The sequence below is a fragment of the Pseudomonas sp. NCHU5216 genome (assembly GCF_052156495.1).
Taxonomy (GTDB): Bacteria; Pseudomonadota; Gammaproteobacteria; order Pseudomonadales; family Pseudomonadaceae; genus Aquipseudomonas.
Map to the genome: position 1 here is coordinate 51,701 of NZ_JBQLIX010000020.1, position 19,591 is coordinate 71,291.

General features: G+C 54.9%; 20 protein-coding genes and 1 tRNA gene. All 21 read left to right on the plus strand.

The annotated features are described in order from the left end of the window. The first annotated feature begins 36 nt into the window (after positions 1 to 36). The 21 genes from ACSVIK_RS15270 to ACSVIK_RS15370 all read left to right on the plus strand — a co-directional run bounded on the left by ACSVIK_RS15270 (position 37) and on the right by ACSVIK_RS15370 (position 19,531). Positions 37 to 113 (plus strand) — tRNA-Pro (locus ACSVIK_RS15270). A 184-nt stretch (positions 114 to 297) separates the two neighbouring features. Further along, on the plus strand, positions 298 to 570 hold the full coding sequence (locus ACSVIK_RS15275; protein WP_442445116.1) for a CopG family ribbon-helix-helix protein: 273 nt from the start codon (positions 298 to 300) through the stop codon (positions 568 to 570). Continuing rightward, a complete protein-coding gene (locus ACSVIK_RS15280) occupies positions 558 to 851 on the plus strand; it encodes a type II toxin-antitoxin system RelE/ParE family toxin (RefSeq protein ID WP_442445117.1) in 294 nt (97 codons plus the stop codon). Before ACSVIK_RS15275 ends, ACSVIK_RS15280 begins: the two co-directional genes overlap by 13 nt. A gap of 396 nt (positions 852 to 1,247) precedes the next feature. Next, entirely contained in the window at positions 1,248 to 1,532 is a 285-nt protein-coding gene (ihfB, locus tag ACSVIK_RS15285; protein WP_003243558.1) for an integration host factor subunit beta, read from the plus strand. Between the two features lie 209 nt (positions 1,533 to 1,741). Further along, positions 1,742 to 3,214 carry an MBL fold metallo-hydrolase RNA specificity domain-containing protein gene (locus tag ACSVIK_RS15290; RefSeq protein ID WP_442445118.1) on the plus strand — a complete coding sequence of 491 codons (1,473 nt, stop codon included), beginning with the start codon at positions 1,742 to 1,744 and terminating at the stop codon, positions 3,212 to 3,214. An 85-nt stretch (positions 3,215 to 3,299) separates the two neighbouring features. Further along, complete coding sequence (locus ACSVIK_RS15295; protein ID WP_442445119.1) at positions 3,300 to 4,583, plus strand: Wzz/FepE/Etk N-terminal domain-containing protein; 1,284 nt, start codon at positions 3,300 to 3,302, stop codon at positions 4,581 to 4,583. A gap of 70 nt (positions 4,584 to 4,653) precedes the next feature. Further along, positions 4,654 to 5,634, plus strand: coding sequence for an NAD-dependent 4,6-dehydratase LegB (locus ACSVIK_RS15300; protein ID WP_442445120.1), 981 nt, complete (start codon positions 4,654 to 4,656; stop codon positions 5,632 to 5,634). A 9-nt stretch (positions 5,635 to 5,643) separates the two neighbouring features. Further along, on the plus strand, positions 5,644 to 6,795 hold the full coding sequence (locus ACSVIK_RS15305) for a LegC family aminotransferase (protein ID WP_442445121.1): 1,152 nt from the start codon (positions 5,644 to 5,646) through the stop codon (positions 6,793 to 6,795). Beyond that, positions 6,792 to 7,946: a UDP-N-acetylglucosamine 2-epimerase gene (gene neuC / locus ACSVIK_RS15310; protein WP_442445122.1), complete on the plus strand. Its 1,155-nt coding sequence runs from the start codon at positions 6,792 to 6,794 to the stop codon at positions 7,944 to 7,946. The genes ACSVIK_RS15305 and neuC overlap by 4 nt, the downstream gene beginning before the upstream one ends. A 3-nt stretch (positions 7,947 to 7,949) precedes the next feature. Further along, positions 7,950 to 9,035 carry an N-acetylneuraminate synthase gene (gene neuB / locus ACSVIK_RS15315; RefSeq protein WP_442445123.1) on the plus strand — a complete coding sequence of 362 codons (1,086 nt, stop codon included), beginning with the start codon at positions 7,950 to 7,952 and terminating at the stop codon, positions 9,033 to 9,035. Then, on the plus strand, positions 9,032 to 9,700 hold the full coding sequence (locus ACSVIK_RS15320; protein ID WP_442445124.1) for an acetyltransferase: 669 nt from the start codon (positions 9,032 to 9,034) through the stop codon (positions 9,698 to 9,700). Before neuB ends, ACSVIK_RS15320 begins: the two co-directional genes overlap by 4 nt. Before the next feature lie 19 nt (positions 9,701 to 9,719). Next, positions 9,720 to 10,766 carry a nucleotidyltransferase family protein gene (locus tag ACSVIK_RS15325; RefSeq protein ID WP_442445125.1) on the plus strand — a complete coding sequence of 349 codons (1,047 nt, stop codon included), beginning with the start codon at positions 9,720 to 9,722 and terminating at the stop codon, positions 10,764 to 10,766. Then, positions 10,763 to 11,779, plus strand: a complete 1,017-nt coding sequence (locus ACSVIK_RS15330; RefSeq protein ID WP_442445126.1) for a Gfo/Idh/MocA family protein — start codon at positions 10,763 to 10,765, stop codon at positions 11,777 to 11,779. The genes ACSVIK_RS15325 and ACSVIK_RS15330 overlap by 4 nt, the downstream gene beginning before the upstream one ends. Continuing rightward, positions 11,776 to 12,477, plus strand: coding sequence for an acylneuraminate cytidylyltransferase family protein (locus ACSVIK_RS15335; protein WP_442445127.1), 702 nt, complete (start codon positions 11,776 to 11,778; stop codon positions 12,475 to 12,477). The genes ACSVIK_RS15330 and ACSVIK_RS15335 overlap by 4 nt, the downstream gene beginning before the upstream one ends. After that, positions 12,464 to 13,225 (plus strand): oxidoreductase, encoded by a 762-nt coding sequence (locus ACSVIK_RS15340; protein ID WP_442445128.1) that lies wholly within the window; start codon positions 12,464 to 12,466, stop codon positions 13,223 to 13,225. The genes ACSVIK_RS15335 and ACSVIK_RS15340 overlap by 14 nt, the downstream gene beginning before the upstream one ends. Before the next feature lie 27 nt (positions 13,226 to 13,252). Continuing rightward, positions 13,253 to 14,230 carry a Gfo/Idh/MocA family oxidoreductase gene (locus ACSVIK_RS15345; RefSeq protein WP_442445129.1) on the plus strand — a complete coding sequence of 326 codons (978 nt, stop codon included), beginning with the start codon at positions 13,253 to 13,255 and terminating at the stop codon, positions 14,228 to 14,230. A gap of 19 nt (positions 14,231 to 14,249) precedes the next feature. Continuing rightward, on the plus strand, positions 14,250 to 15,188 hold the full coding sequence (locus tag ACSVIK_RS15350; RefSeq protein ID WP_442445130.1) for a Gfo/Idh/MocA family oxidoreductase: 939 nt from the start codon (positions 14,250 to 14,252) through the stop codon (positions 15,186 to 15,188). 33 nt (positions 15,189 to 15,221) lie between these two features. After that, positions 15,222 to 16,472: a hypothetical protein gene (locus ACSVIK_RS15355; RefSeq protein WP_442445131.1), complete on the plus strand. Its 1,251-nt coding sequence runs from the start codon at positions 15,222 to 15,224 to the stop codon at positions 16,470 to 16,472. Between the two features lie 31 nt (positions 16,473 to 16,503). Continuing rightward, on the plus strand, positions 16,504 to 17,127 hold the full coding sequence (locus tag ACSVIK_RS15360) for a hypothetical protein (protein ID WP_442445132.1): 624 nt from the start codon (positions 16,504 to 16,506) through the stop codon (positions 17,125 to 17,127). 15 nt (positions 17,128 to 17,142) lie between these two features. Continuing rightward, the gene (locus ACSVIK_RS15365; RefSeq protein ID WP_442445133.1) at positions 17,143 to 18,399 is read left to right on the plus strand and encodes a hypothetical protein; all 1,257 of its coding nucleotides are present in this window, start codon (positions 17,143 to 17,145) and stop codon (positions 18,397 to 18,399) included. Then, positions 18,389 to 19,531 carry a hypothetical protein gene (locus tag ACSVIK_RS15370; RefSeq protein ID WP_442445134.1) on the plus strand — a complete coding sequence of 381 codons (1,143 nt, stop codon included), beginning with the start codon at positions 18,389 to 18,391 and terminating at the stop codon, positions 19,529 to 19,531. The genes ACSVIK_RS15365 and ACSVIK_RS15370 overlap by 11 nt, the downstream gene beginning before the upstream one ends. Positions 19,532 to 19,591 lie beyond the last annotated feature (60 nt).

Consider the following 19,591-nt stretch of genomic DNA (forward strand, 5'->3'; position numbering starts at 1 on the left):
TAGTTCCTCCCGCTTTCGGTCACCCGGAAGCATCGTCGGGGCGTAGCGCAGCCCGGTAGCGCACTTGCATGGGGTGCAAGGGGTCGAGTGTTCGAATCACTCCGTCCCGACCAAAAAACCCTAAAAATCCAGTCACCGTCAGGTGACTGGATTTTTTTATGCCTGAATGTTTTCGTCTGCTGTTGTGGGGGGGGGGGGCTGGCTGTTCTGATCGCCAACTGGTGTGTTCATGGACAGCGATGCCTCTTCGCTGCTACCTTGTTCAAAGGTAATACCTTTAGATAACGGGGGGAGGCCATGGCCACTTCCATCAAGATTGATGACGAGCTGAAAGGTCGTATTCAGCATTTGGCCAGTCTGCGCCAGCGCTCATCGCACTGGATCATGCGTGAGGCTATCGTTCAGTACGTCGAGCGTGAGGAGGCCCGAGAGGGTTTCAAGCAGGAAGCGCTGGCATCTTGGGCTGCCTATCAGGAAACCGGTCGGCATCTGACGGCTCAAGAGACTCGTACTTGGCTTGAAGGTTGGGGAACAGAGGCTGAGGCAGAGCTTCCCAAGTGTCACGACTGATTGTCACTGAGGGCGCCGCAGAAGGCTTGGAGCGTTGCAGGCGATTTCTTGCCGATAAAGATCCGCTGGTTTCACGGCGTGCTGCCCAGGTGATCAAGCACCAGTTGGCCCGTTTGGAGGAAAACCCGGAGGTGGGGCGTCCATTCGCAGATCTGCCGGAGTTGCGCGAGCTTGTCATCGAGTTTGGTGAGTCTGGCTACGTTGCGCTGTACCGCTATGAGCGAGCAAATGACACTGCCTATGTCTTGGCTTTCCGTCATCAAAAAGAGGCTGGCTATTGAGGTTGGGCCGCAGCTACTGCGCGTTTCGCAAGCATGGCTCTGGCTTCTCGGTGTCGTTGGATCACTCCGTCCCGACCAAAAAATCCCTACATCAAAGCCTGGTCAGAGATGATCAGGCTTTTTTGTTTCTGGAGCATGCGCTGTGCTTTATCTCTGTGGCGGCTCTATCTCTTGCTCTTCTTCTTTTTGCTGTCGTTCGAGGACACGCTCGGCTTGCCTTGCCATCGCGTCGGTTGTTGCCGCTGGCTTCCAGGGCGTCGCCGTCGTTTAGCCATCGCTGTGAGGTTTGCCAGGTAAGCGTGCTAAGGCATTGTTTTTAGGGCTGTTCAAAAGGTGATCAGCGTGCTAAAACCAATTCGCCGAATCTTCTAGCCGCTTGAAAAAGAAGGGAAAACCATGACCAAGTCGGAGTTGATCGAAAGAATCGTCACCCACCAGGGGCAGCTTTCCTCCAAGGATGTCGAGCTGGCCATCAAGACCATGCTGGAGCAGATGTCCCAGGCCTTGGCTACGGGCGATCGGATCGAGATTCGTGGCTTCGGTAGTTTTTCGCTTCATTACCGCGCGCCGCGCGTTGGGCGCAACCCCAAGACTGGGCAGTCCGTGCGCCTGGATGGTAAGTTCGTGCCGCACTTCAAGCCTGGCAAGGAGCTGCGTGATCGGGTCAATGAAGATGAGTGAAGCGAGGTTTTAACCTGCTGATGCGGCACGTTCGTGCTTTTTAAAGTCTCTTTGCTTCGCTTGCCAAATCTTTAAAAAACGGCAAAATGTGAGGCGTTTCACAGTGTTAGCCGTCCACAGGCTTTCCGCCATTTGTTTCTCAGTGAAATTGGATCCGTACCGCTGGGGCTGAGTCCCTTCAGGTTTCACAAGTGCTAAGGGATTGAGTCGTGCGGTACCCCTCTATCGTTCATCACGGCGCTGTCACGGGCGTGACGGGCTCTTGCCATCAATTGATGATGGATGATGGATTTTCATTGATGATCGATTGCGGTCTCTTTCAAGGGGCTGAAGCCTCTCCCGATGGTAGTGCCAGTGCCGGGCAGCTCGCTATCGACTTCCCCATAAAGGGCATCAAGGCCCTGGTCGCTACGCATGTTCACATCGACCATGTAGGCCGTATTCCCTATCTGCTGGCGGCCGGTTTCAAGGGGCCAATTCTCTGCAGCGAACCATCGGCCAAGTTGCTGCCCATAGTGCTCGAAGATGCCTTCAAACTTGGTATCAGCCGTGATCAGAAGCAGGTCGAGCGCTACCTCAGGCTGATCGAACAGCGCATCGTCGCGCTACCCTACAAGCAGTGGTTCACCCTGGTCGGCAACAAGCAGTTGCAAGCCCGCATTCGTCTACAGCGTGCCGGCCATATCCTCGGCTCGGCTTACGTCGAGGTGGATGTGCTCTACCCCGAGACGGGCATAAAGAAGCGCATCGTTTTCTCTGGTGATCTCGGTGCGCCCCATGCGCCGATCCTGCCTACTCCCAAAGCACCCTATAAAGCCGATGTGCTGGTCATCGAAAGCACCTATGGCGACCGTCTGCACGAAGATCGCCGCACACGTCGTCAGCGTCTCGAAAAAGTGCTGGAGCATGCCTTGAGCAACCAGGGCACGGTTCTGGTTCCGGCTTTCAGTATTGGTCGCACTCAGGAACTGCTCTACGAGCTCGAGGACATCATTCATCGCAGGGTACTGAAGGGGATGGCCAAGGCTGACTCAGTCAAGTCTGACGACTCCAGATCAGGTAAAGCTCCGGCATTGGACTGGGCCAACCTGCCGATTATCCTCGACTCCCCGCTGGCCAGTCGTTTTACTGCGGTGTATCGCGAGCTCGATCACTTCTGGGATGCAGAGGCGAGGGCGCGTTTGACCAAGGGGCGTAACCCACTGGCCTTTCGCAACCTGCTCACGGTCGATAGTCACAAGGCACATATGGCGATGGTCAATCGCCTGGCGCAGACCGCTCAGCCGGCCATTGTCATTGCCGGCAGTGGTATGTGCTCCAATGGGCGTATCGTCAATTACTTCAAAGCAATGCTCGGGGATGAGCGCCACGATGTGCTGTTCGTGGGATATCAGGCAGAAGGTTCTGTGGGTAAACAGATACAGCGTTTCGGCCCGGGCAATGGATACGTCGATATCGACGGTCAGCGTTATCCCATCCATGCACAAATCCATACCATCGGAGGTTACTCGGCGCATGCGGACAAGGCAGGATTGCTTCGCTTCATCAGCGCAATGCGTCACTTGCCCGCAGAAATTCGCATCGTGCATGGCGACCCCGAAGCTAAGCGCGAGCTTGCCTGCGCGTTGCTGGCTCACTGTATGTCGATAGACCATGAGGTAGACGTGCAGATTCCCTTGTGACAGCCTTGCCCAGCTTTGAAATTCGCCATGCTGGCAGTGCTGCTTGTGCCAATGATTCAACGCAGTAAACGACTTTGGAGTGTCTGTGAGTATCCAGCCTGTAATACCCCGTGAAACCAGATCGGATGAGATCGACCTGGTCGAGCTCTTCCATAAGCTATGGCAGCAGAAGTTTCTGATCATCGGCTGCACCCTGGCCGTGACGCTCTGTGCAGCCGCCTATGCCGTTCTTGCGACGCCTTACTATCAGGTGCAGAGCGTCCTTCGCCCGGCGCCGCTCAAGGAACTCGATGAGCTCAACAGCACAGGTGTATACAGCCTGACCCCTGAGGATGCATTGAAGCGGGTTGGCGCTGCGCTAGACTCCTACAGCACGCGAGCCGAGTTCTTTCGCAATAATCCAGAGCTGTTCGCCAATCTGAAAGGCCTCAACAAGAGCCTGGAACAGCGTTTTGAGACCTTCAACGCCGAAAGTTTCACCCTGTTGCAGCCGGATCCGAAGCGCACGGACAACCTGAGTGCATACGTCGGGTTGAAACTGGTTTACCCCGAAACCCTGGATGGCGTCGCAATTCTCAATGGCATCGTCCAGCAAGCCATCATCGACGAACGGCAGCGTGTGGCGCTGGATATGGAAGGTGTGATTCAGAACCGGCTGAACAAGATCGAGCGGCAAATGGCGGCTGCGCGTGCGAGCTATGAAGCACAGAAAGAAGCCACAATCGCCAAACTCAAAGAAGATGACAAGCTGCAGCGCGCCATCCTGCAGGATGAGCTCAAGGCGCTGAGAACAGAACTGCGCACACGTCGGCAGAACCGTATCGCACAGCTCGATGAAGCGATTACCATCGCCAAAGCCTTGGGCATCACCAAGCCAACCAACCCGACATCGTTGAGCGGTAGCGATTCGACAGTGGAAGGGCAGGGCAGTGTATTTCGTGCCGAGGTCATCAATCAGCAGTTCCCCTTGCAGTTCATGGGAACTGAGGCATTGGAAGCCGAGCGCGCGGCATTGCTCAAGCGAAAATCAGATGACTATACCGAACCGAAGATCGCCAAGATCCAGAACAAGCTGCAGATGCTTGAGCACAACCGCCAGGTTGAAATGATGCAAAGCCGCGAGAATGAGGATCTGTTTCTGGCCAAGCTTTCCGAGATGCGCGAAGAGGCGGCGCGCTTGCGCAGCATCAATCTGGATCTTGATCAGTTGAACCTGGTGAGGGTTGATCGGCCAGCGGTCAAGCCGTTGAACCCGATCAAGCCGAAGAAAGGGTTAATTATCGTACTTGGCGGGGTGTTAGGGGCTTTGCTCGGAGTTTTGGTTGTGCTTATATTTGTCGTGCGTGATAAATATAATTTTCCTCGATAGCTTTGAGTGAAGAGCTTCAGTTTATGTGTTTGCTTCTGTTCTTTGTGTGTGAAACTTAAGGTGCTGCTTTATGAAGAAAGTATTAGTGACAGGGGCCGATGGGTTTATTGGTTCGCACTTGACGGAGTTGCTTGTTCTCGAGGGTTACGAGGTTAAGGCCCTTTCTCAGTATAATTCATTTAATTACTGGGGCTGGCTTGAAGATGTTTCGTGCCTGAAGGATATTGAGGTCTTGAGTGGTGATATTCGTGATCCACATTATTGCAAGCATATTACTAAGGGGGTTGATGCTGTGTTTCATCTTGCTGCGCTAATCGCAATCCCTTACTCCTATGTTGCGCCTGATAGCTATGTTGATACTAACGTAAAAGGTACGCTTAATATTTGTCAGGCTGCTTTGGATAATGGTATTCAGCGCGTAATTCACACTTCTACCAGCGAAGTTTATGGTACTGCGCAGTATGTGCCTATTGACGAAAAACACCCTTTGCAGCCCCAGTCACCTTACAGTGCCTCAAAAATTGCTGCAGATGCCATGGCGATGAGTTTCTATAATGCCTTCGACTTGCCTCTGACTACGGCGCGACCATTCAATACTTATGGCCCGCGTCAGTCTGCTCGTGCAGTAATTCCTACAATTATTACTCAGATCGCGAGTGGCAAGAAGCAGATCAAGCTGGGAGATGTTTCGCCCACCCGAGATTTCAACTACGTAACTGATACATGTCGGGGCTTTTTGGAGCTTGCTCGTTGCGACAAGGCCATCGGTGAAACAGTAAATATCGGCTCCAACTACGAGATTTCCGTTGGTGACACTCTGGCGCTGATTCGTGAGCTGATGGGTAGCGACGTCGAGTTTCTAACTGATGACCAACGCCTACGTCCCGAAAAGTCGGAGGTATTCCGACTGTGGTGCGATAACACCAAGATCAATGGTCTGACCGGATTCAAACCAGCCTATTCAATCCGTCAGGGCTTGCAAGAAACGATCAATTGGTTTTCCGTTGTGGAAAACTTGGCTAAATACAAAGCTGATCTCTATAACGTCTGAGTTCTCGTCATGTTCAAAGCGCTAATCGGTTTCATTCGTGAGCAATACCGTACTGATCAGTTCATCCCGCTGCATGCACCTGTTTTCCCCGGGAATGAAAAGCAGTATGTGCTGGAGACCGTCGATTCGACGTTCGTCTCAAGTGTCGGCACGTTTGTTGACCGATTTGAAGCTGACATGGCGGCCTATACCGGCTCACCTCGCGCTGTCGCGACGGTGAACGGTACTGCGGCGCTACATGTATCCCTGTTGCTCGCGGGGGTCAAGTCAGGCGATCTGGTTCTGACCCAGCCGCTGACCTTCGTTGCAACCTGCAACGCTATTGCCTATTGCGGCGCCGAGCCAGTTTTCATCGACGTCGATCGGCACACCATGGGGCTTTCCCCGCGGGCCCTTGACGCCTGGCTGGAAGAAAATGCTCGCCTCGATGGCGATGGTGTTTGCCGTGTTAGAGAAACAGATCGTGTGCTTCGAGCCTGTCTGCCCATGCATACCTTCGGGCACCCTGCCGATATCGACGGCCTACTTGTAGTGTGCGCGCGCTGGAATGTTGCGCTGGTGGAGGACGCGGCAGAATCCTTGGGTAGCCTCTATAAGGGGCGCCACACTGGGACATTCGGTTGCGTTGGAACGCTGAGTTTCAATGGAAACAAAATCATAACCACGGGTGGTGGAGGCATGATTCTGGCTGGAGAGACTCTAGGCGCACGTGCCAAGCACATTACGACTACTGCCAAGAAAGCGCACGCCTACGAGTATGTTCATGACGAGGTTGGTTACAACTACCGCCTGCCCAACTTGAACGCCGCTCTAGGCTGCGCCCAACTTGAAAACTTGGAGGCCTTTGTTGCCAGCAAGCGCGAGCTGGCGGCGAGCTACGAGCATTTCTTTGAGGGGCAGTCGATCCAGTTCTTCCGCGAGCCGGAAGGCTGTCGTTCCAACTACTGGCTGAACGCGGTGGTGTGCGAGGACTTGGGGCAGCGTGATGCGCTGCTGCAGGAAAGCAATCACGCAGGGGTGATGACTCGTCCTATCTGGAAACTGATGACTCATCTGCCAGCGTTTTCTAGTGCGCTGCGCGGCGACCTTGCCAACGCCTTATGGCTCGAAGACCGTGTGGTGAACCTGCCCAGCAGCGTTCGGTTGGGGAGCTCGGCTTGAAGCGCAAGGTCGCAGTCTTTACCGGTACCCGTGCTGAATATGGCCTACTGTATTGGCTGATGAAGGACATCCAGGCCAGCACGGCCCTGGAGTTGCAAGTAATCGTCAGCGGCATGCACCTGTCTCCCGAATTTGGCGATACCTGGAAGGTGGTGGAAAGCGACGGCTTTACTATTGACGCCAAGGTCGAAATGTTACTGTCGTCCGACAGCGATGTGGGGGTGGTCAAGTCCATGGGGCTTGGCATCCTTGGTTTCGCTGACGCGCTGGATCGCCTGCGACCTGATGTGCTGGTGGTATTGGGTGATCGTTTCGAGGCGCTGGCTGTGGTTCAGGCCGCATTGGTGATGAAGATTCCCGTAGCTCATCTTCACGGTGGTGAAATCACCGAGGGCGCCTATGATGATGCCATTCGGCACGCGATCACCAAGATGTCGTATCTGCATTTCGTCGCAGCGCAAGCCTACAGGCAGCGAGTCATCCAGCTAGGTGAGGCGCCAGAGCGGGTCTTCAATGTTGGTGCCGTGGGCTTGGATCATCTGCTGCGCAGCGAGCGCATGACCAGTGCGGAGCTTTCACAGAGCCTTGCCTTTGACCTTAACTCGCCTTTTCTATTGGTAACCTACCATCCAGTGACACTTGCAGAGGAAGATCCGCTGCGCAGTTTCGAGGCGCTATTGTCCGCACTCGACCGGTTCCCGGAACACAAGGTGATTATCACTTATCCGAATGCTGATAATGGCGGGCGGGCCATTATCCCGCTGCTCGAAGCCTATGCAAAAAAGTCGCCTGAACGGATCAAGGCGATTCCTTCTCTCGGCTTCAAGCGCTACCTGAGCGCTGTCGCGCTGGCGGATGCGGTGGTAGGCAATTCTTCCAGCGGGATAATTGAAGTACCGGCATTCGCTGTGCCCACCGTCAATATCGGGGTCCGCCAGGATGGGCGTCTGGCTGCGGAGTCGGTTCTGCATTGTGCTGCCCGGGACGAGGACATTGAGCGGGCTTTGCGCATGGCACTTTCCAGTGAATTTGCCACGGTCTGCCGGAGCGCAGTGAATCCCTATGGCGCGGGCAATGCTTCGCAAAGAATCGTAGCCATTCTCGAAAGCTGCGATCTGAATCATCATAAGTCGTTTCATGATATAGGCTGAGCCATGAAATTATCCGATGCAGGTGCGGTATATATCATCGCGGAGGCGGGTGTTAACCATAATGGTGAGCGCGATCTAGCCTTTGAATTGGTCGATATTGCTGCTGACGCTGGTGCCGACGCCGTTAAGTTCCAGACCTTCGATGCCGAGCGACTGGCCTTGAAGGCCGCCCCGAAGGCGAGTTACCAGAAGCAGAACACCGACGTGCAGGAGAGCCAGCTTGCCATGCTCAAGAAGCTCGAATTGCCGCGTGAATTGCACTTCGAGTTGCAGGCCTATGCACACAATAAGGGCATTGAGTTCCTGTCAACGGCATTCGATAGCAGCAGCCTGCAATTTCTCTGCAAGATGAATTTACCATTCTTCAAGGTGCCGTCGGGTGAGCTGACCAATGGCCCGCTGCTTTGGCAATTTGCGCATACTGGCAAGCCCCTTGTACTTTCGACCGGGATGGCAACCATGAGTGAAGTGGAGCAGGGCCTTGCTATTGTCGCTCATGCTCTGACATCCTCGTGCGAGCCCACGAGCATGGATGATGTCTGGAAATGCTGGAGTGATCCGCTCAGCCGTGGTCGTCTGCAAGGCCATGTCACCCTATTGCATTGCACCTCTCAGTACCCGACACCGCCCCATGAGGTCAATCTACTGGCCATGGATACGCTGAAGGCATTCGGGCTGGCGGTCGGCTATTCCGACCACACAGAAGGTTGCCTGATTCCGGTAGCTGCGGTTGCTCGTGGCGCCACTGTCATTGAAAAACACTTTACCTTGGATCGCTCCATGCCTGGTCCAGATCACAAGGCGTCCTTGGAACCGGAGGAGCTCAAGTCCATGGTCGCCCAGATCCGAACACTTCAGCTCGCGTTCGGCGATCCTTGCAAAGCGCCGCAGCCCAGTGAGTGGGATACGCGAACGGCTGCACGGCAGCAGGTTGTTGCGTCCCGGGAAATTGCTGCAGGGGCAATCATTACCCGTGACGATCTCACCACCGCCCGCAGTGGCAGCGGCCTATCACCAACCACATTGTGGGAGCTGGTGGGTAGCACCAGCCGTCGCGGGTTCGATGCAGGCGAGATCATCGAGAAATGACAGTAACTGCGCAACGCCCTTTGCCATTGATTCTGCTGGGGGCTGGAGGTCACGCAAAAGTCCTGCTTTCACTAGTCCGCGCTTGTGGTTACGAAATGCTCGGTGTATGTGATCCTGGCCTAGCCGAGCAAGGTATCAATTACTGGCGAGGCCTTGAGGTGCTCGGCGCGGATGATGCGCTGGAGGGATATGCTCCAGATCAGGTTGAGCTGGTCAATGGCATAGGTCAGGTCGTGGGCGGTAACCTGCGCCGGCGCGTGCACGAGAAAGCATGCGCCATGGGCTTCCGTTTCCCCGCGCTGCTTCATCCAGCAGCCTGGGTCGATGATTCGGTTGTGCTAGAGGAGGGAGCCCAAGTGATGGCTGGTGCTGTACTACAACCCGATGTATTCATCGGTTGCGGTAGCATAGTTAATACCAAGGTTGGGATTGACCACGATTGCCATATCGCTGCTCATGTACATGTCGCTCCGGGTGTGGTGCTGTGTGGTGGTGTGACGATTGCCGAAGGCGCATTTATTGGAAGTGGGGCCACGATTACCCAGGGAATCACCGTAGGCGAGAGAGCCTTGATCGGTGCTGGAACCGTTGTTGTGCGCGATGTTCCCGCCCAAGTTGTTCTGATGGGGCCGTCGCCCCGCGCCAGGGACGCGTGTAGGTCGTGAAAAATAAAGAAGGTATGCAATGAAGCAGTGGGAACTAACGCTCGTCGATCCTGAGTGCTCTATGGAACAGGCCATTGCGACGCTGGATCAGGTCGCAGTGAGAATCGTCATGGTCGTGGATCAGGAGCGCCGGCTGTTGGGAACACTGACCGACGGGGATGTGCGACGTGCTTTGTTGAAACAGCGGCCGCTGAGTACGCCCGTCAGCGAGGTGATGTGTTCGACCCCGAGAACGGCCGAGCGCGACTGGGCTAAGGAGCGCATTCTGGCGGTAATGGAGCGCTATCAGTTGCTACAACTGCCGGTGCTGGATCGCGGAGGTGTGGTAATTGGTCTGGAAACCTTACATGACCTACTAAACAAGCCCCGACGGGACAATCCTGTGTTTCTCATGGCTGGAGGTTTCGGTACTCGTTTGCGCCCGTTGACCCACAACTGCCCAAAGCCTTTGTTGAAAGTCGGCGAAAAGCCGATTCTCGAACTGATCCTGGAGCGCTTCATCAACTCCGGATTTCATCGTTTCTTCATTTCCACTCACTACATGCCGGAAATGATCCGTGAGCATTTTGGCGATGGCAGTCGTTGGGGGGTGAGTATTCGTTATATCCATGAAGACTCGCCACTAGGTACAGGGGGGGCTCTCGGCTTGTTACCGCACGATGAAATCGATCTACCGATGTTTCTGATGAATGGTGACCTGCTGACGACTCTGGATTTTAAAAACCTGCTCGAGTTCCACGAAGCCCATTCCGGTGCCGCCACCATGTGCGTACGTGAGTACGAATACTGCGTACCCTACGGTGTGATCCAGAGTGATGGCCATCGAATTCAATCGATGGTGGAAAAGCCCGTGCAGCGTTTCTTCATCAATGCCGGTATCTACTTGCTGTCCCCCGAGCTGGTAAGGAGCGTATCGGCAGGCACCCGAGTCGACATGCCGACCCTGTTGGAGAACGAGATTTCCGCTGGTCGTGATGTCAACATGTTTCCGGTACATGAGTACTGGCTGGATATCGGCCGCATGGAAGACTTCCAGCGTGCCCAGCAAGAGTTCGGCAGTCTATGAGTCAGCCAGGCACTTATCTGGTAGTGGGGGGCGGCAGTATTGCCAAACGTCATATCGGTAACCTGAAGAAGCTGTTCGCTCCGGCCAGGGTCGCCTGCGTTTCCGCTTCTGGCCGTGCGCTTAGCTCCGAGGATGTGGGAGAGGGTGTCCTAACCCTGTCTTCGATCGCACTGGCACTGGCTGAACAGCCAATCTTCGCGATCATCGCGTCCCCGGCGCCGTGGCACATCGAACACAGCCTGCAATTGTTGGAGGCGGGGGTGCCAGTGCTGATCGAGAAACCGATCGCCGATAGTCTGCAGCGCTTGAGTGGTGTCAACGACCGACTTATAGGGTATTCCCCGGTTGTAGACGTGGCTTACAACCTTCGTTATATGAGTTCCGCTGTGGCGTTCAAGGCGCTTATCGAAGAGGGACGTATTGGGGCGCTGCGCAGTGTCAGTATCGAAGTCGGCCAGTACCTTCCCGACTGGCGTCCTGCCAGCGATTATCGCAAGAACGTGTCTGCTCGCCGTGAGTTGGGTGGGGGCGTTTTGCTGGAGCTTAGCCACGAGCTGGATTACCTTGGCTGGATATTTGGTCGGTTTGAAACCGTCTATTGTTCGGCGCGCAATTCCGGGGCGCTAGAGATCGACGTCGAGGATACCGTCGACGCTTTGCTGGTGCGTAGAGACGGGCTGGTCGCTAATGTGCACATGGATTTCTTGCAGCGCGCACCGGTACGTACCTGCAAGGTCGTCGGTCAGGTCGGCACCCTGGTATGGGACATCCTGAACAACCGCGTTTCCCTGCACAGCGCGCATGATGAGCAAGCGGTGTTGTTCGATGATCCGCTCTATGATCGCAATAACATGTACCTTGACCAGTTACGACACTTCGCCAGCGTTGCAAGCGGGATCGCGCAACCGGCGGTGGGGGTTGAGGATGCACTGGCCACGCTGCATCTGATCGAGGCCATGAAACGCTCCGCTGCAGCGCGCCAGGTTGTTCCTATTGGAGGCATCAAAGCGTGAGCACCTACGCGTTCATCTTCGCCCGGGGCAATTCGAAAGGGCTGCCAGGGAAGAACATCAGGTCATTGGGGGGGATCCCCCTGATCGGCCATTCCATTCTCGTTGCACGACAGGTGGAAGATATTGATAAGGTTTTCGTTTCAACCGACTCGCCAGCAATCGCCGAGGTGGCGAGCAGGTATGGCGCGCAAGTCATCCTGCGGCCGGAGGAGCTGGCAACCGATACCGCTGCGGAGTGGTTGGCATGGCGACATGCCGTCAATTACCTCAAAGAGGGTGGCGACGATTTCGATACCTTCATTAGCCTGCCTGCCACCAGTCCGCTGCGCAATACTGACGATGTCCGTAGCTGCCTAGCTGCACTCGAGCAGGATACCGATGTCGTGGTGACTGTGACTCCGGCCGCGCGCAGCCCCTATTTCAACATGGTCGTACGCGATGAGGCTGGTAACAGCCAGTTGGTCTGCTCTGGTGATTCGGTACATCGTCGGCAGGACGCGCCGGCGGTGTTCGATATGACCACGGTGGCCTACGTGACCCGTCCAGCCTTTGTGCTGGAGCAATCGCGGATCTTTTCTGGCCGTGTCCGGTCGGTGGTAGTGCCGCGGGAGCGGGCTGTCGACATCGATGATATCTACGATTTCAAAATGGCCGAAATGCTGTACATGGATAGAGAGAAAGGGCATGCTGAAGGGTAAGAAAATTCTGGTCGCCGGTGCCGGCGGCCTGTTGGGCAGCACCCTCAGCGCAGCATTGCTGGCGCAAGGGGCGAAGGTGCTCGTCGCCGATATCAACCTGCCGCTGATGAACGAGCGTCTCCAGCAGCAAGGCATCGATCCGCGGCATGCGGATGTGACCCGGGTCACCCTTGACCTGAATGACGTCGCATCCGTCGATGCGCTGTTCGCCTCCCTAGACGACCTGGGCGGCGCGGTAAACTGCACTTATCCGCGCAATAAGCGCTATGGCGCCAGGTTCGAGAACGTGACCCTCGCTGACTTCAACGAGAACGTCTCCCTGCATCTGGGCTCTTCGTTCCTGTTCATGCAACAGTGCGCGAAGTACTTTGAACGCAGCCGTCGTCCGTTTTCCCTGGTCAATATTTCCTCGATCTATGGCGTGCTCGCGCCGCGCTTCGACGTCTACGACGACACGCCAATGACCATGCCGGTGGAATATGCGGCGATCAAGTCGGCGTTGATCCACCTGAGCAAGTACCTCGCCAGCTATGTTGGCAACAGCGATTTCCGCTCCAACTGTGTAAGCCCGGGCGGGATCTTCGATCATCAGCCCGAGCGCTTCCTGGAGGCGTACAAGCAGTACACGCTGGGCAAGGGCATGCTCGACATCAAGGATGTCACGGGGTCGATCCTGTTCCTGCTCTCCGATCACTCCACCTACGTCAACGGCCAAAACATCGTCGTTGACGACGGCTTCAGCCTGTAGGCTTGCTCTCGGACAAAGTGAGTTAGCATGTTCAATATTCTTCTGGTGGGTGCCGGGCAGCTAGGCAGCCGTCACCTGCAGGCCCTTGCCCTGGCCGATTTCTCTGACATCACCATTCAGGTGGTAGATCCGTTCGCCGCATCCCTGGAGCGTGCCCGGGAGCGTTGGGCGCAGGTCGAGCATTCGCCGTCCATTCGCTCGATCGATTTCCTCGCCGATATCGGCCAGGTTCAGGGCGATATCGATTTTTGCGTTGTCGCGACCAATGCCGACTGCCGGCTGCAATTGCTTGAGGACATGTTGGCACGCTTGACGGTGAAAAATCTGCTGCTGGAAAAGGTGCTTTTCCAGTCCGAGGCACAGTTGAAGGCAGCAGCGCAGTTGTTTGCCCGGGTCGGCTGCAAGGTCTGGGTCAACTGCCCGCGCCGCATGTTTCAGGGATACTCGGTGCTGCGCGGGCGTCTGGGCGGCAAAGGCTCGCTCGCCCTACGCGTGACGGGAGAGCAGTGGGGCCTGGCCTGCAACGCGATCCATTTCATCGATATCTGGGCGTTCCTCTGCGGTGCAGATTCCTATGTTCCGGATCTTTCCTCCGTGGACCGACAGGTCGTCGACAGCAAACGCCCGGGTTACAAGGAAATCAACGGAACGCTCAGCGGTCGTTGGAACGAGAGCACGTTCTCCCTCACCTGTCTTGCCAGTTCCACCCAGGCGCCACTGCGCGTCGAGATCGAGACCGAAGACTATCGGGTGATGCTCAATGAGGGCGCCGGCCAGTGTGAGCTTCTCGACAAGGCGAGCGGGGCGCTCGAGTCGCTGCCGTTCCAGGTGTTGTACCAGAGCCAGTTGACCCAGCATGTGGCCGAGTCGGTCTTCCGCGGAACGCCTTGCCAGCTGACCTCCTTCGAGGAGTCGGCGGCCTTGCACGCGCCGTTCCTGCGCGCGTTGCTGGCGTTCTTCAACGAGCATGACTGCGGCAACTACACGCTGTGCCCCATTACCTGATTACACGAACGGATTGAGTATGATTCTATTAGTCGGTGCCGGCCCCATGGCCGTGCAGTATGCCAATGTCCTCAAGGGCATGGACAAACCCTTCCAGGTCGTAGGGCGCAGTGCGCAATCTGCCGAAACGTTTTTCGCCGCTGTCGGTGTCCAACCTGTCGTCGGCGGGATCGAAGCGTACTTCGATGGTGATCCCCCCTCGGTTGATTACGCGATCGTGGCAGTCGGCGTCGAGCAACTGGAGTACACCAGTGCGTATCTTCTGGAGCAGGGCGTCAAGCAGCTATTGATCGAGAAACCGGGCGGCCTGACCCTGGCGTCGATCGAGCGCTTGCAGCAGAAAGCCGAAGGGTTAGGCGCGTCCGTCTATATCGCGTACAACCGTCGTTTCCTCGCGTCGGTCCTCAAGGCGCGAGAACTGATCACCGAAGACGGTGGGGTCACCAGCTTCAACTTTGAAATTACCGAGTGGTCGGACACCATCAAGTCCATCCACAAGGCCGAAGGCGTCAAGGAAAACTGGTTCTTCGCCAACACCACTCATGTCACTGACCTGGCGTTCTACCTAGGCGGACGCCCAGCCCAGTTGAGCACTTTCAACGCCGGGGCCTTGTCATGGCACGAACGCGCTGCGCGTTTCGCCGGCGCTGGAGTGACGGGCGCAGGTGCATTGTTCTCCTATTCGGGGGATTGGGAGGCGCCGGGGCGCTGGGCCGTTGAAGTATTGACGAAGAAGCGCCGCTTCATCTTCAAGCCGCTGGAAAAACTCCAGGTGCAATTGATCAACAGTGTTGCCGTGGCGCCAGTCGACATCGATGCGAGCCTGGACAGCCAATACAAACCGGGGCTCTACCTGCAGGTCGAGCATTTCCTCAAGGCCGACCAGGAAGGCCTTTGCTCGTTGTCCGAGCACCTGGAGAACAGCCGTCTGTATGCTCGTATTGCCGGTTATGCATGATGGTCTGTCGAGTCATGCGGGAGTTGCCGTTCGATGAGGCATGAAGGCATGATCGGGGCGCTCAGGTACGTGTTGGCAACCTACAGCGAGTTCTCGCTGATAGCATTGCTGACGCTGTATTTCACCAATATGGCGAGCCAGCAGGCACTGGCGGACTCCAGTATCGCGTTCATCGTGATTTCCTATAGTACCTTCCTGGCTCTGGGCTTCCATAACGGCGCGATTCGCGACGGGGCCATCAGTCCTTGTGTCGAGGAAAAAGAGCGTATCCTGCGCCTGGAAATCCGTTTTTCGCTGTTGATTGCCCTGTTGCTGATACTTGCAGCGGTTATCTGCCATGAGCGCTTCTTCCTCATGGCAGGTTTGTTCATTGGCGGCGTCAACCATCTGAAAACTGCTTGTCAGACGGTTTTCCGTTTATTGGGCATGGATCTTCATCTGAATGTGCTGAACGTTTCCTGGGCCTGTGCATTCTTCGTCAGTTTCGGCCTGACCTTCTGGTTGTTCACCGATGGCACGCTGGAGATCCGTTTCTTCGGTGCTTGGGCTTTTGCGGCCTTTGCGGTGGTGGGATCGTTCTTTGTCTATTGCTGGGTAAAGCTGGGGCTGGCCAACGAGGGGCGTGATGAGCGTGCCCGGTTGTTCTGGAAGATCCTGGGCTCGTCACGCTACATGTTCCTGATGGCGAGTGGTCTTGTGGTGGTGTTGACCCTCGACCGTTTGGTCCTCAATACACTGGGTGCAGCGGAAAAGGTCAGGGCGGACTTCCAGTACGTCGATGTGTTAACCAACATCTATTTTCTCGGCATGACGTCCGTCCTGTATTACTTCACACCCGGCTTGTTGAAGCAGTTCAGCGGCGACGACGTCGAGCATGGTGTGTTCAAGGCGATGATGGTCAAGTGCGCTAGCTTCCTGGCCGCCGTGGTTGTGTTCTTCACTGCTGCGATCAGCGTATTCCTCTTGGTGATAGGCCGTTTTGAATGGCCGATCTTCGAGATCCTCATATCGATGCTGTTGCTCAAGACGATGCTGATCTGTCTTGGGTTCATTTGTAACTTCTATCTTGCGCAGCGTCTGGAGCGTCTTCTGGCAATCGCCTACCTGGCATTGATGGCGGTGGGACTCGGCCTGTCATTTGGTTTCGGTTACCTATATACGGGCACGTCGGCAATTGTCTTCCTGCCTTTGCTCAATGCTTTGCTGGTTGGGGCATTGGTCGTGGCTTTTTTCAAAAAAATCCATACTCAAGGCGCCCATGAAAAAAGTGCTTGTACTAACTGACTCCCTTGGGTTGCCACGAATGAGCCCGTCGGTGATCCGCGATGATCAATGCTGGACCTATCGCCTGGCGGATCACTGCGCTGGCCGCTTCAAATTTCGAAGCGTTAGTGTTCCAGGAATGGACAGCAACCAGTTACTGTCATTGGCTAGGGACTATTACGCCGCGATAAAGCCCGATGTCGTCGTGCTCCAGGTGGGCATCGTTGACTGCTATCCACGTGCTATCAAGAAGGCTGAGCTTTCCATTCTCCTACGCTTGCCATCTGTGATAAATCGTACTGTCCATCGCCTGGTCAAGCGCTTTTATGCGAGGCTGATTGTTTTGCGTGATATCCGTTATGTACAGCCGGCCATCTTTCGCGCGAATCTGCAGGCATTAAGCAAGATATTCGAGGGCGCACGGATAATGGTTGTACCCATCGCTCCGCCTTCCCAGGCTTATCAGTCAAAGAACCCGCGTATTGCCTCATCGATCGACGAGTACAATGTCTTGTTACGCAGCCAATTTCCCGGAAGTTTTCTCCACGAGTGCTATCCGCAAGGTGCTGCTGCAACGATATTCCTAAGTGACAACCATCACTTGAATGCTGCTGGAAACGACCTGGTTTTCGAGGCCGTAAAAAAGCAGCTCGACGCCCTTGAAGCCGATCGATAACGAGGCTCAAGGCGTATGATATTTCTCATCGTGGTATTCATGCTGGCGGTCTTCCTCCTGTTCAGGAACAGGGAGGTACTGTGTCCGTCGAACGTGGTGTTTGGCAGCTATTTTCTGTACTTCATTTTCCCCAGCACCCTCTTCTACGTTCTTGAGTGGGTTGACTGGGTGTATGTGCTGCCGTGGGGCAAGACCAACGACTGGTTACGGCTTTCCGAGGAAGCACTGCTTTCCTATGCGTACGTATTCACGCTGTTCTTCCTCTTTACCCGCTTGCTCGAAGTGCTCCTGGCACGCACGTCGGCCGCGAGCCTCTTCGAGCAGTATCGGGTAAACCCCTTCATGCTGTTTACCTTCACTGCGCTGGTGCTGGCGGGGGGGCTGTTCTTCTTCCAGGTAACGGGGGGCGTCGAGGCCTGGTTCGGCAACTACAGCGATACCTACCTGGAAAACAAGAAGGGTTATGGCCTGCTCAATTTCCTTCTGATCATGAGCTCGAATTTTCTTGCCTTCGTCCTGGGTTTCTATTGGAAAACCCAGCCCAGGAAAAGCCTGGTCCTGGTGCTCTTCGTGCTGGCGGCGCTGGTGTTATGCGCCTTTATCCAGGGCGTGAAGAGCCGGATCTTCTACTTTGCCATCTTCTTCAGCATTCCCTGGGTCACCATGGCTCGCCTGACCCTGGTCAGGGGGGGCGTCATCTTCGTCGGCTTCCTCTTCACTTTCAGCTTCGCCATGTATTTTCGCTCCAATGGTTTCTACAGTACCCCGGAAATGCTGCTTGAATATTTCCTCAGCTATTTCAATACCATTTTTCTGCACGACATGGTTCTGCGAGACATGCAGCCGGGGTTCCTGTTGACCATGGATTATCCGCTGAACAAATGGCTGACGTTCTTTGGCATACCTTCTGAAGAGTACATGCACGATATCAGTCGCTGGCTGACCTCGATCTACTTCCCGAAACAGTGGTTTGAAGGTTCGGCTACTCAGCAATGGCCAATCGAGACAGAGCTTTATCTGAATTATGGGAGCTATATTTTTTGGGTGGTTCCTGTGTTTTTGTACTCTTTTTATATCTGCTTCCTGTATTCCCTGCGTTATAGTTTGGGGCCGGTGTTCTTGTTTGTCTTTACTTGTGAGTTGCTGTTTTTCTTTAGTATGTTCCGAGGCAGTATGCTGCAATGGATCGTTTTGTTCAATATGCTCTTCTATCTGATGATCCTGGGTGGAAGTCGTTTGCTTTTTTTCAAAGAGAATATTGATGCGCGCTAGTGCTGTTTCCTCGCTGCCCCGGATTATCGTTGAGTCTTATGTGAACGAGGTTTGTCTCGATCGCTCACTCAAGAAAAAATTTCTGGCTAATGAAGCGGCTGCTGATGCCTTACCTCAGTACAAGATCTTGCCGCTGTTTTCTTTGTGGAAGCGACACGGCGGGAAGTTTCTGTTGATTTTACAGGTCATGCGCCTGCTGCTGTTACCTGCCTTGTCTGTCGTTGCTCTTTGCAACCTGGCTCTTGCTTTCGCTGCTCTCTTGCGCAAACGACTGTCGATAGCTGATTTACCGGATAGCATCAGCCTGCCCAACAGTGACTATCTCAAGCTGTTTCATTACCTGTTTGATGATTTCGATCAGCGAGTTAGCTTTCGTTGCAAGAGCCCTTGGGCCATGCTGCCCTACCTTTCTGCTGTTGACTACCTGCGCGCGATAGTGATTGTCTGGCGTGTGTTAATTGCCATTAGCTGCTATCGAGAACAGCGTGGGGTGCGTCGCGGTGACCTGATCTTCCACGCGGTGGACGTAGTGCAGCTCACCTGGTTCACTCTGTTTGTAGAAAAGACCGGGCGTGCCGGGAAAGCCTTGGTCACCGATTGCAACCTGCAGCGCTGGGACTATATCGCCACGAAGCTGACGGATCGTTGCTCGATTATCCAGCACGCATATATCCATGGTGACATCGAGTTTGCCAATCCCTTTGGTACGGTGGATTGCTTGTATGTATTCGATTCAGGGTTCGAGGCGGTATTTGCACGCTATTATAAATTCAGTACTTCGGCAATCATTCGGCCCAAGTTCGATTTGCAGCAAGTGGGTGAGGGAAAGAGGGTGCTATTCCTCGCGTCCTCAGCCCCTTATCTTCAATTCGAGATTGATTTTATTCGGCGCGTCAAAAACGGCCTTGAGTATTTTGTTGTTGTCAAGCTCCATCCTAGGCATGTGTACGATAGTTCGGTTGAGCAGCTTTTGGCTCTTGCTGACGAAGTGCTGGGTGCGTCATGTTTTCCAGACTGCGAATGTATGGTCTCTTATGACTCTTTCCTTGGCTATGAATATAGGGCGCTGGGAAAGAAGGTTGTTTTTCTTAAGGACGAGAGCTCGGTAGAGGGATTTTTTGAGGGGGCTTAGATTCGAGTGCTGGGCTTTTATCGGCCTGGTCTAAGGGTTTGAGAGTTTGTACGATACAAT

Coding starts and splice junctions, on each gene's coding strand:
- ACSVIK_RS15305 (WP_442445121.1), top strand. CDS start 5,644: ATGTTCAAAGCGCTAATCGGTTTCATTCGTGAGCAATACCGTACTGAT.
- ACSVIK_RS15300 (WP_442445120.1), top strand. CDS start 4,654: ATGAAGAAAGTATTAGTGACAGGGGCCGATGGGTTTATTGGTTCGCAC.
- neuB (WP_442445123.1), top strand. CDS start 7,950: ATGAAATTATCCGATGCAGGTGCGGTATATATCATCGCGGAGGCGGGT.
- ACSVIK_RS15325 (WP_442445125.1), top strand. CDS start 9,720: ATGAAGCAGTGGGAACTAACGCTCGTCGATCCTGAGTGCTCTATGGAA.
- ACSVIK_RS15330 (WP_442445126.1), top strand. CDS start 10,763: ATGAGTCAGCCAGGCACTTATCTGGTAGTGGGGGGCGGCAGTATTGCC.
- ACSVIK_RS15355 (WP_442445131.1), top strand. CDS start 15,222: ATGAGGCATGAAGGCATGATCGGGGCGCTCAGGTACGTGTTGGCAACC.
- ihfB (WP_003243558.1), top strand. CDS start 1,248: ATGACCAAGTCGGAGTTGATCGAAAGAATCGTCACCCACCAGGGGCAG.
- ACSVIK_RS15275 (WP_442445116.1), top strand. CDS start 298: ATGGCCACTTCCATCAAGATTGATGACGAGCTGAAAGGTCGTATTCAG.
- ACSVIK_RS15320 (WP_442445124.1), top strand. CDS start 9,032: ATGACAGTAACTGCGCAACGCCCTTTGCCATTGATTCTGCTGGGGGCT.
- ACSVIK_RS15345 (WP_442445129.1), top strand. CDS start 13,253: ATGTTCAATATTCTTCTGGTGGGTGCCGGGCAGCTAGGCAGCCGTCAC.
- ACSVIK_RS15365 (WP_442445133.1), top strand. CDS start 17,143: ATGATATTTCTCATCGTGGTATTCATGCTGGCGGTCTTCCTCCTGTTC.
- ACSVIK_RS15370 (WP_442445134.1), top strand. CDS start 18,389: ATGCGCGCTAGTGCTGTTTCCTCGCTGCCCCGGATTATCGTTGAGTCT.
- ACSVIK_RS15340 (WP_442445128.1), top strand. CDS start 12,464: ATGCTGAAGGGTAAGAAAATTCTGGTCGCCGGTGCCGGCGGCCTGTTG.
- ACSVIK_RS15350 (WP_442445130.1), top strand. CDS start 14,250: ATGATTCTATTAGTCGGTGCCGGCCCCATGGCCGTGCAGTATGCCAAT.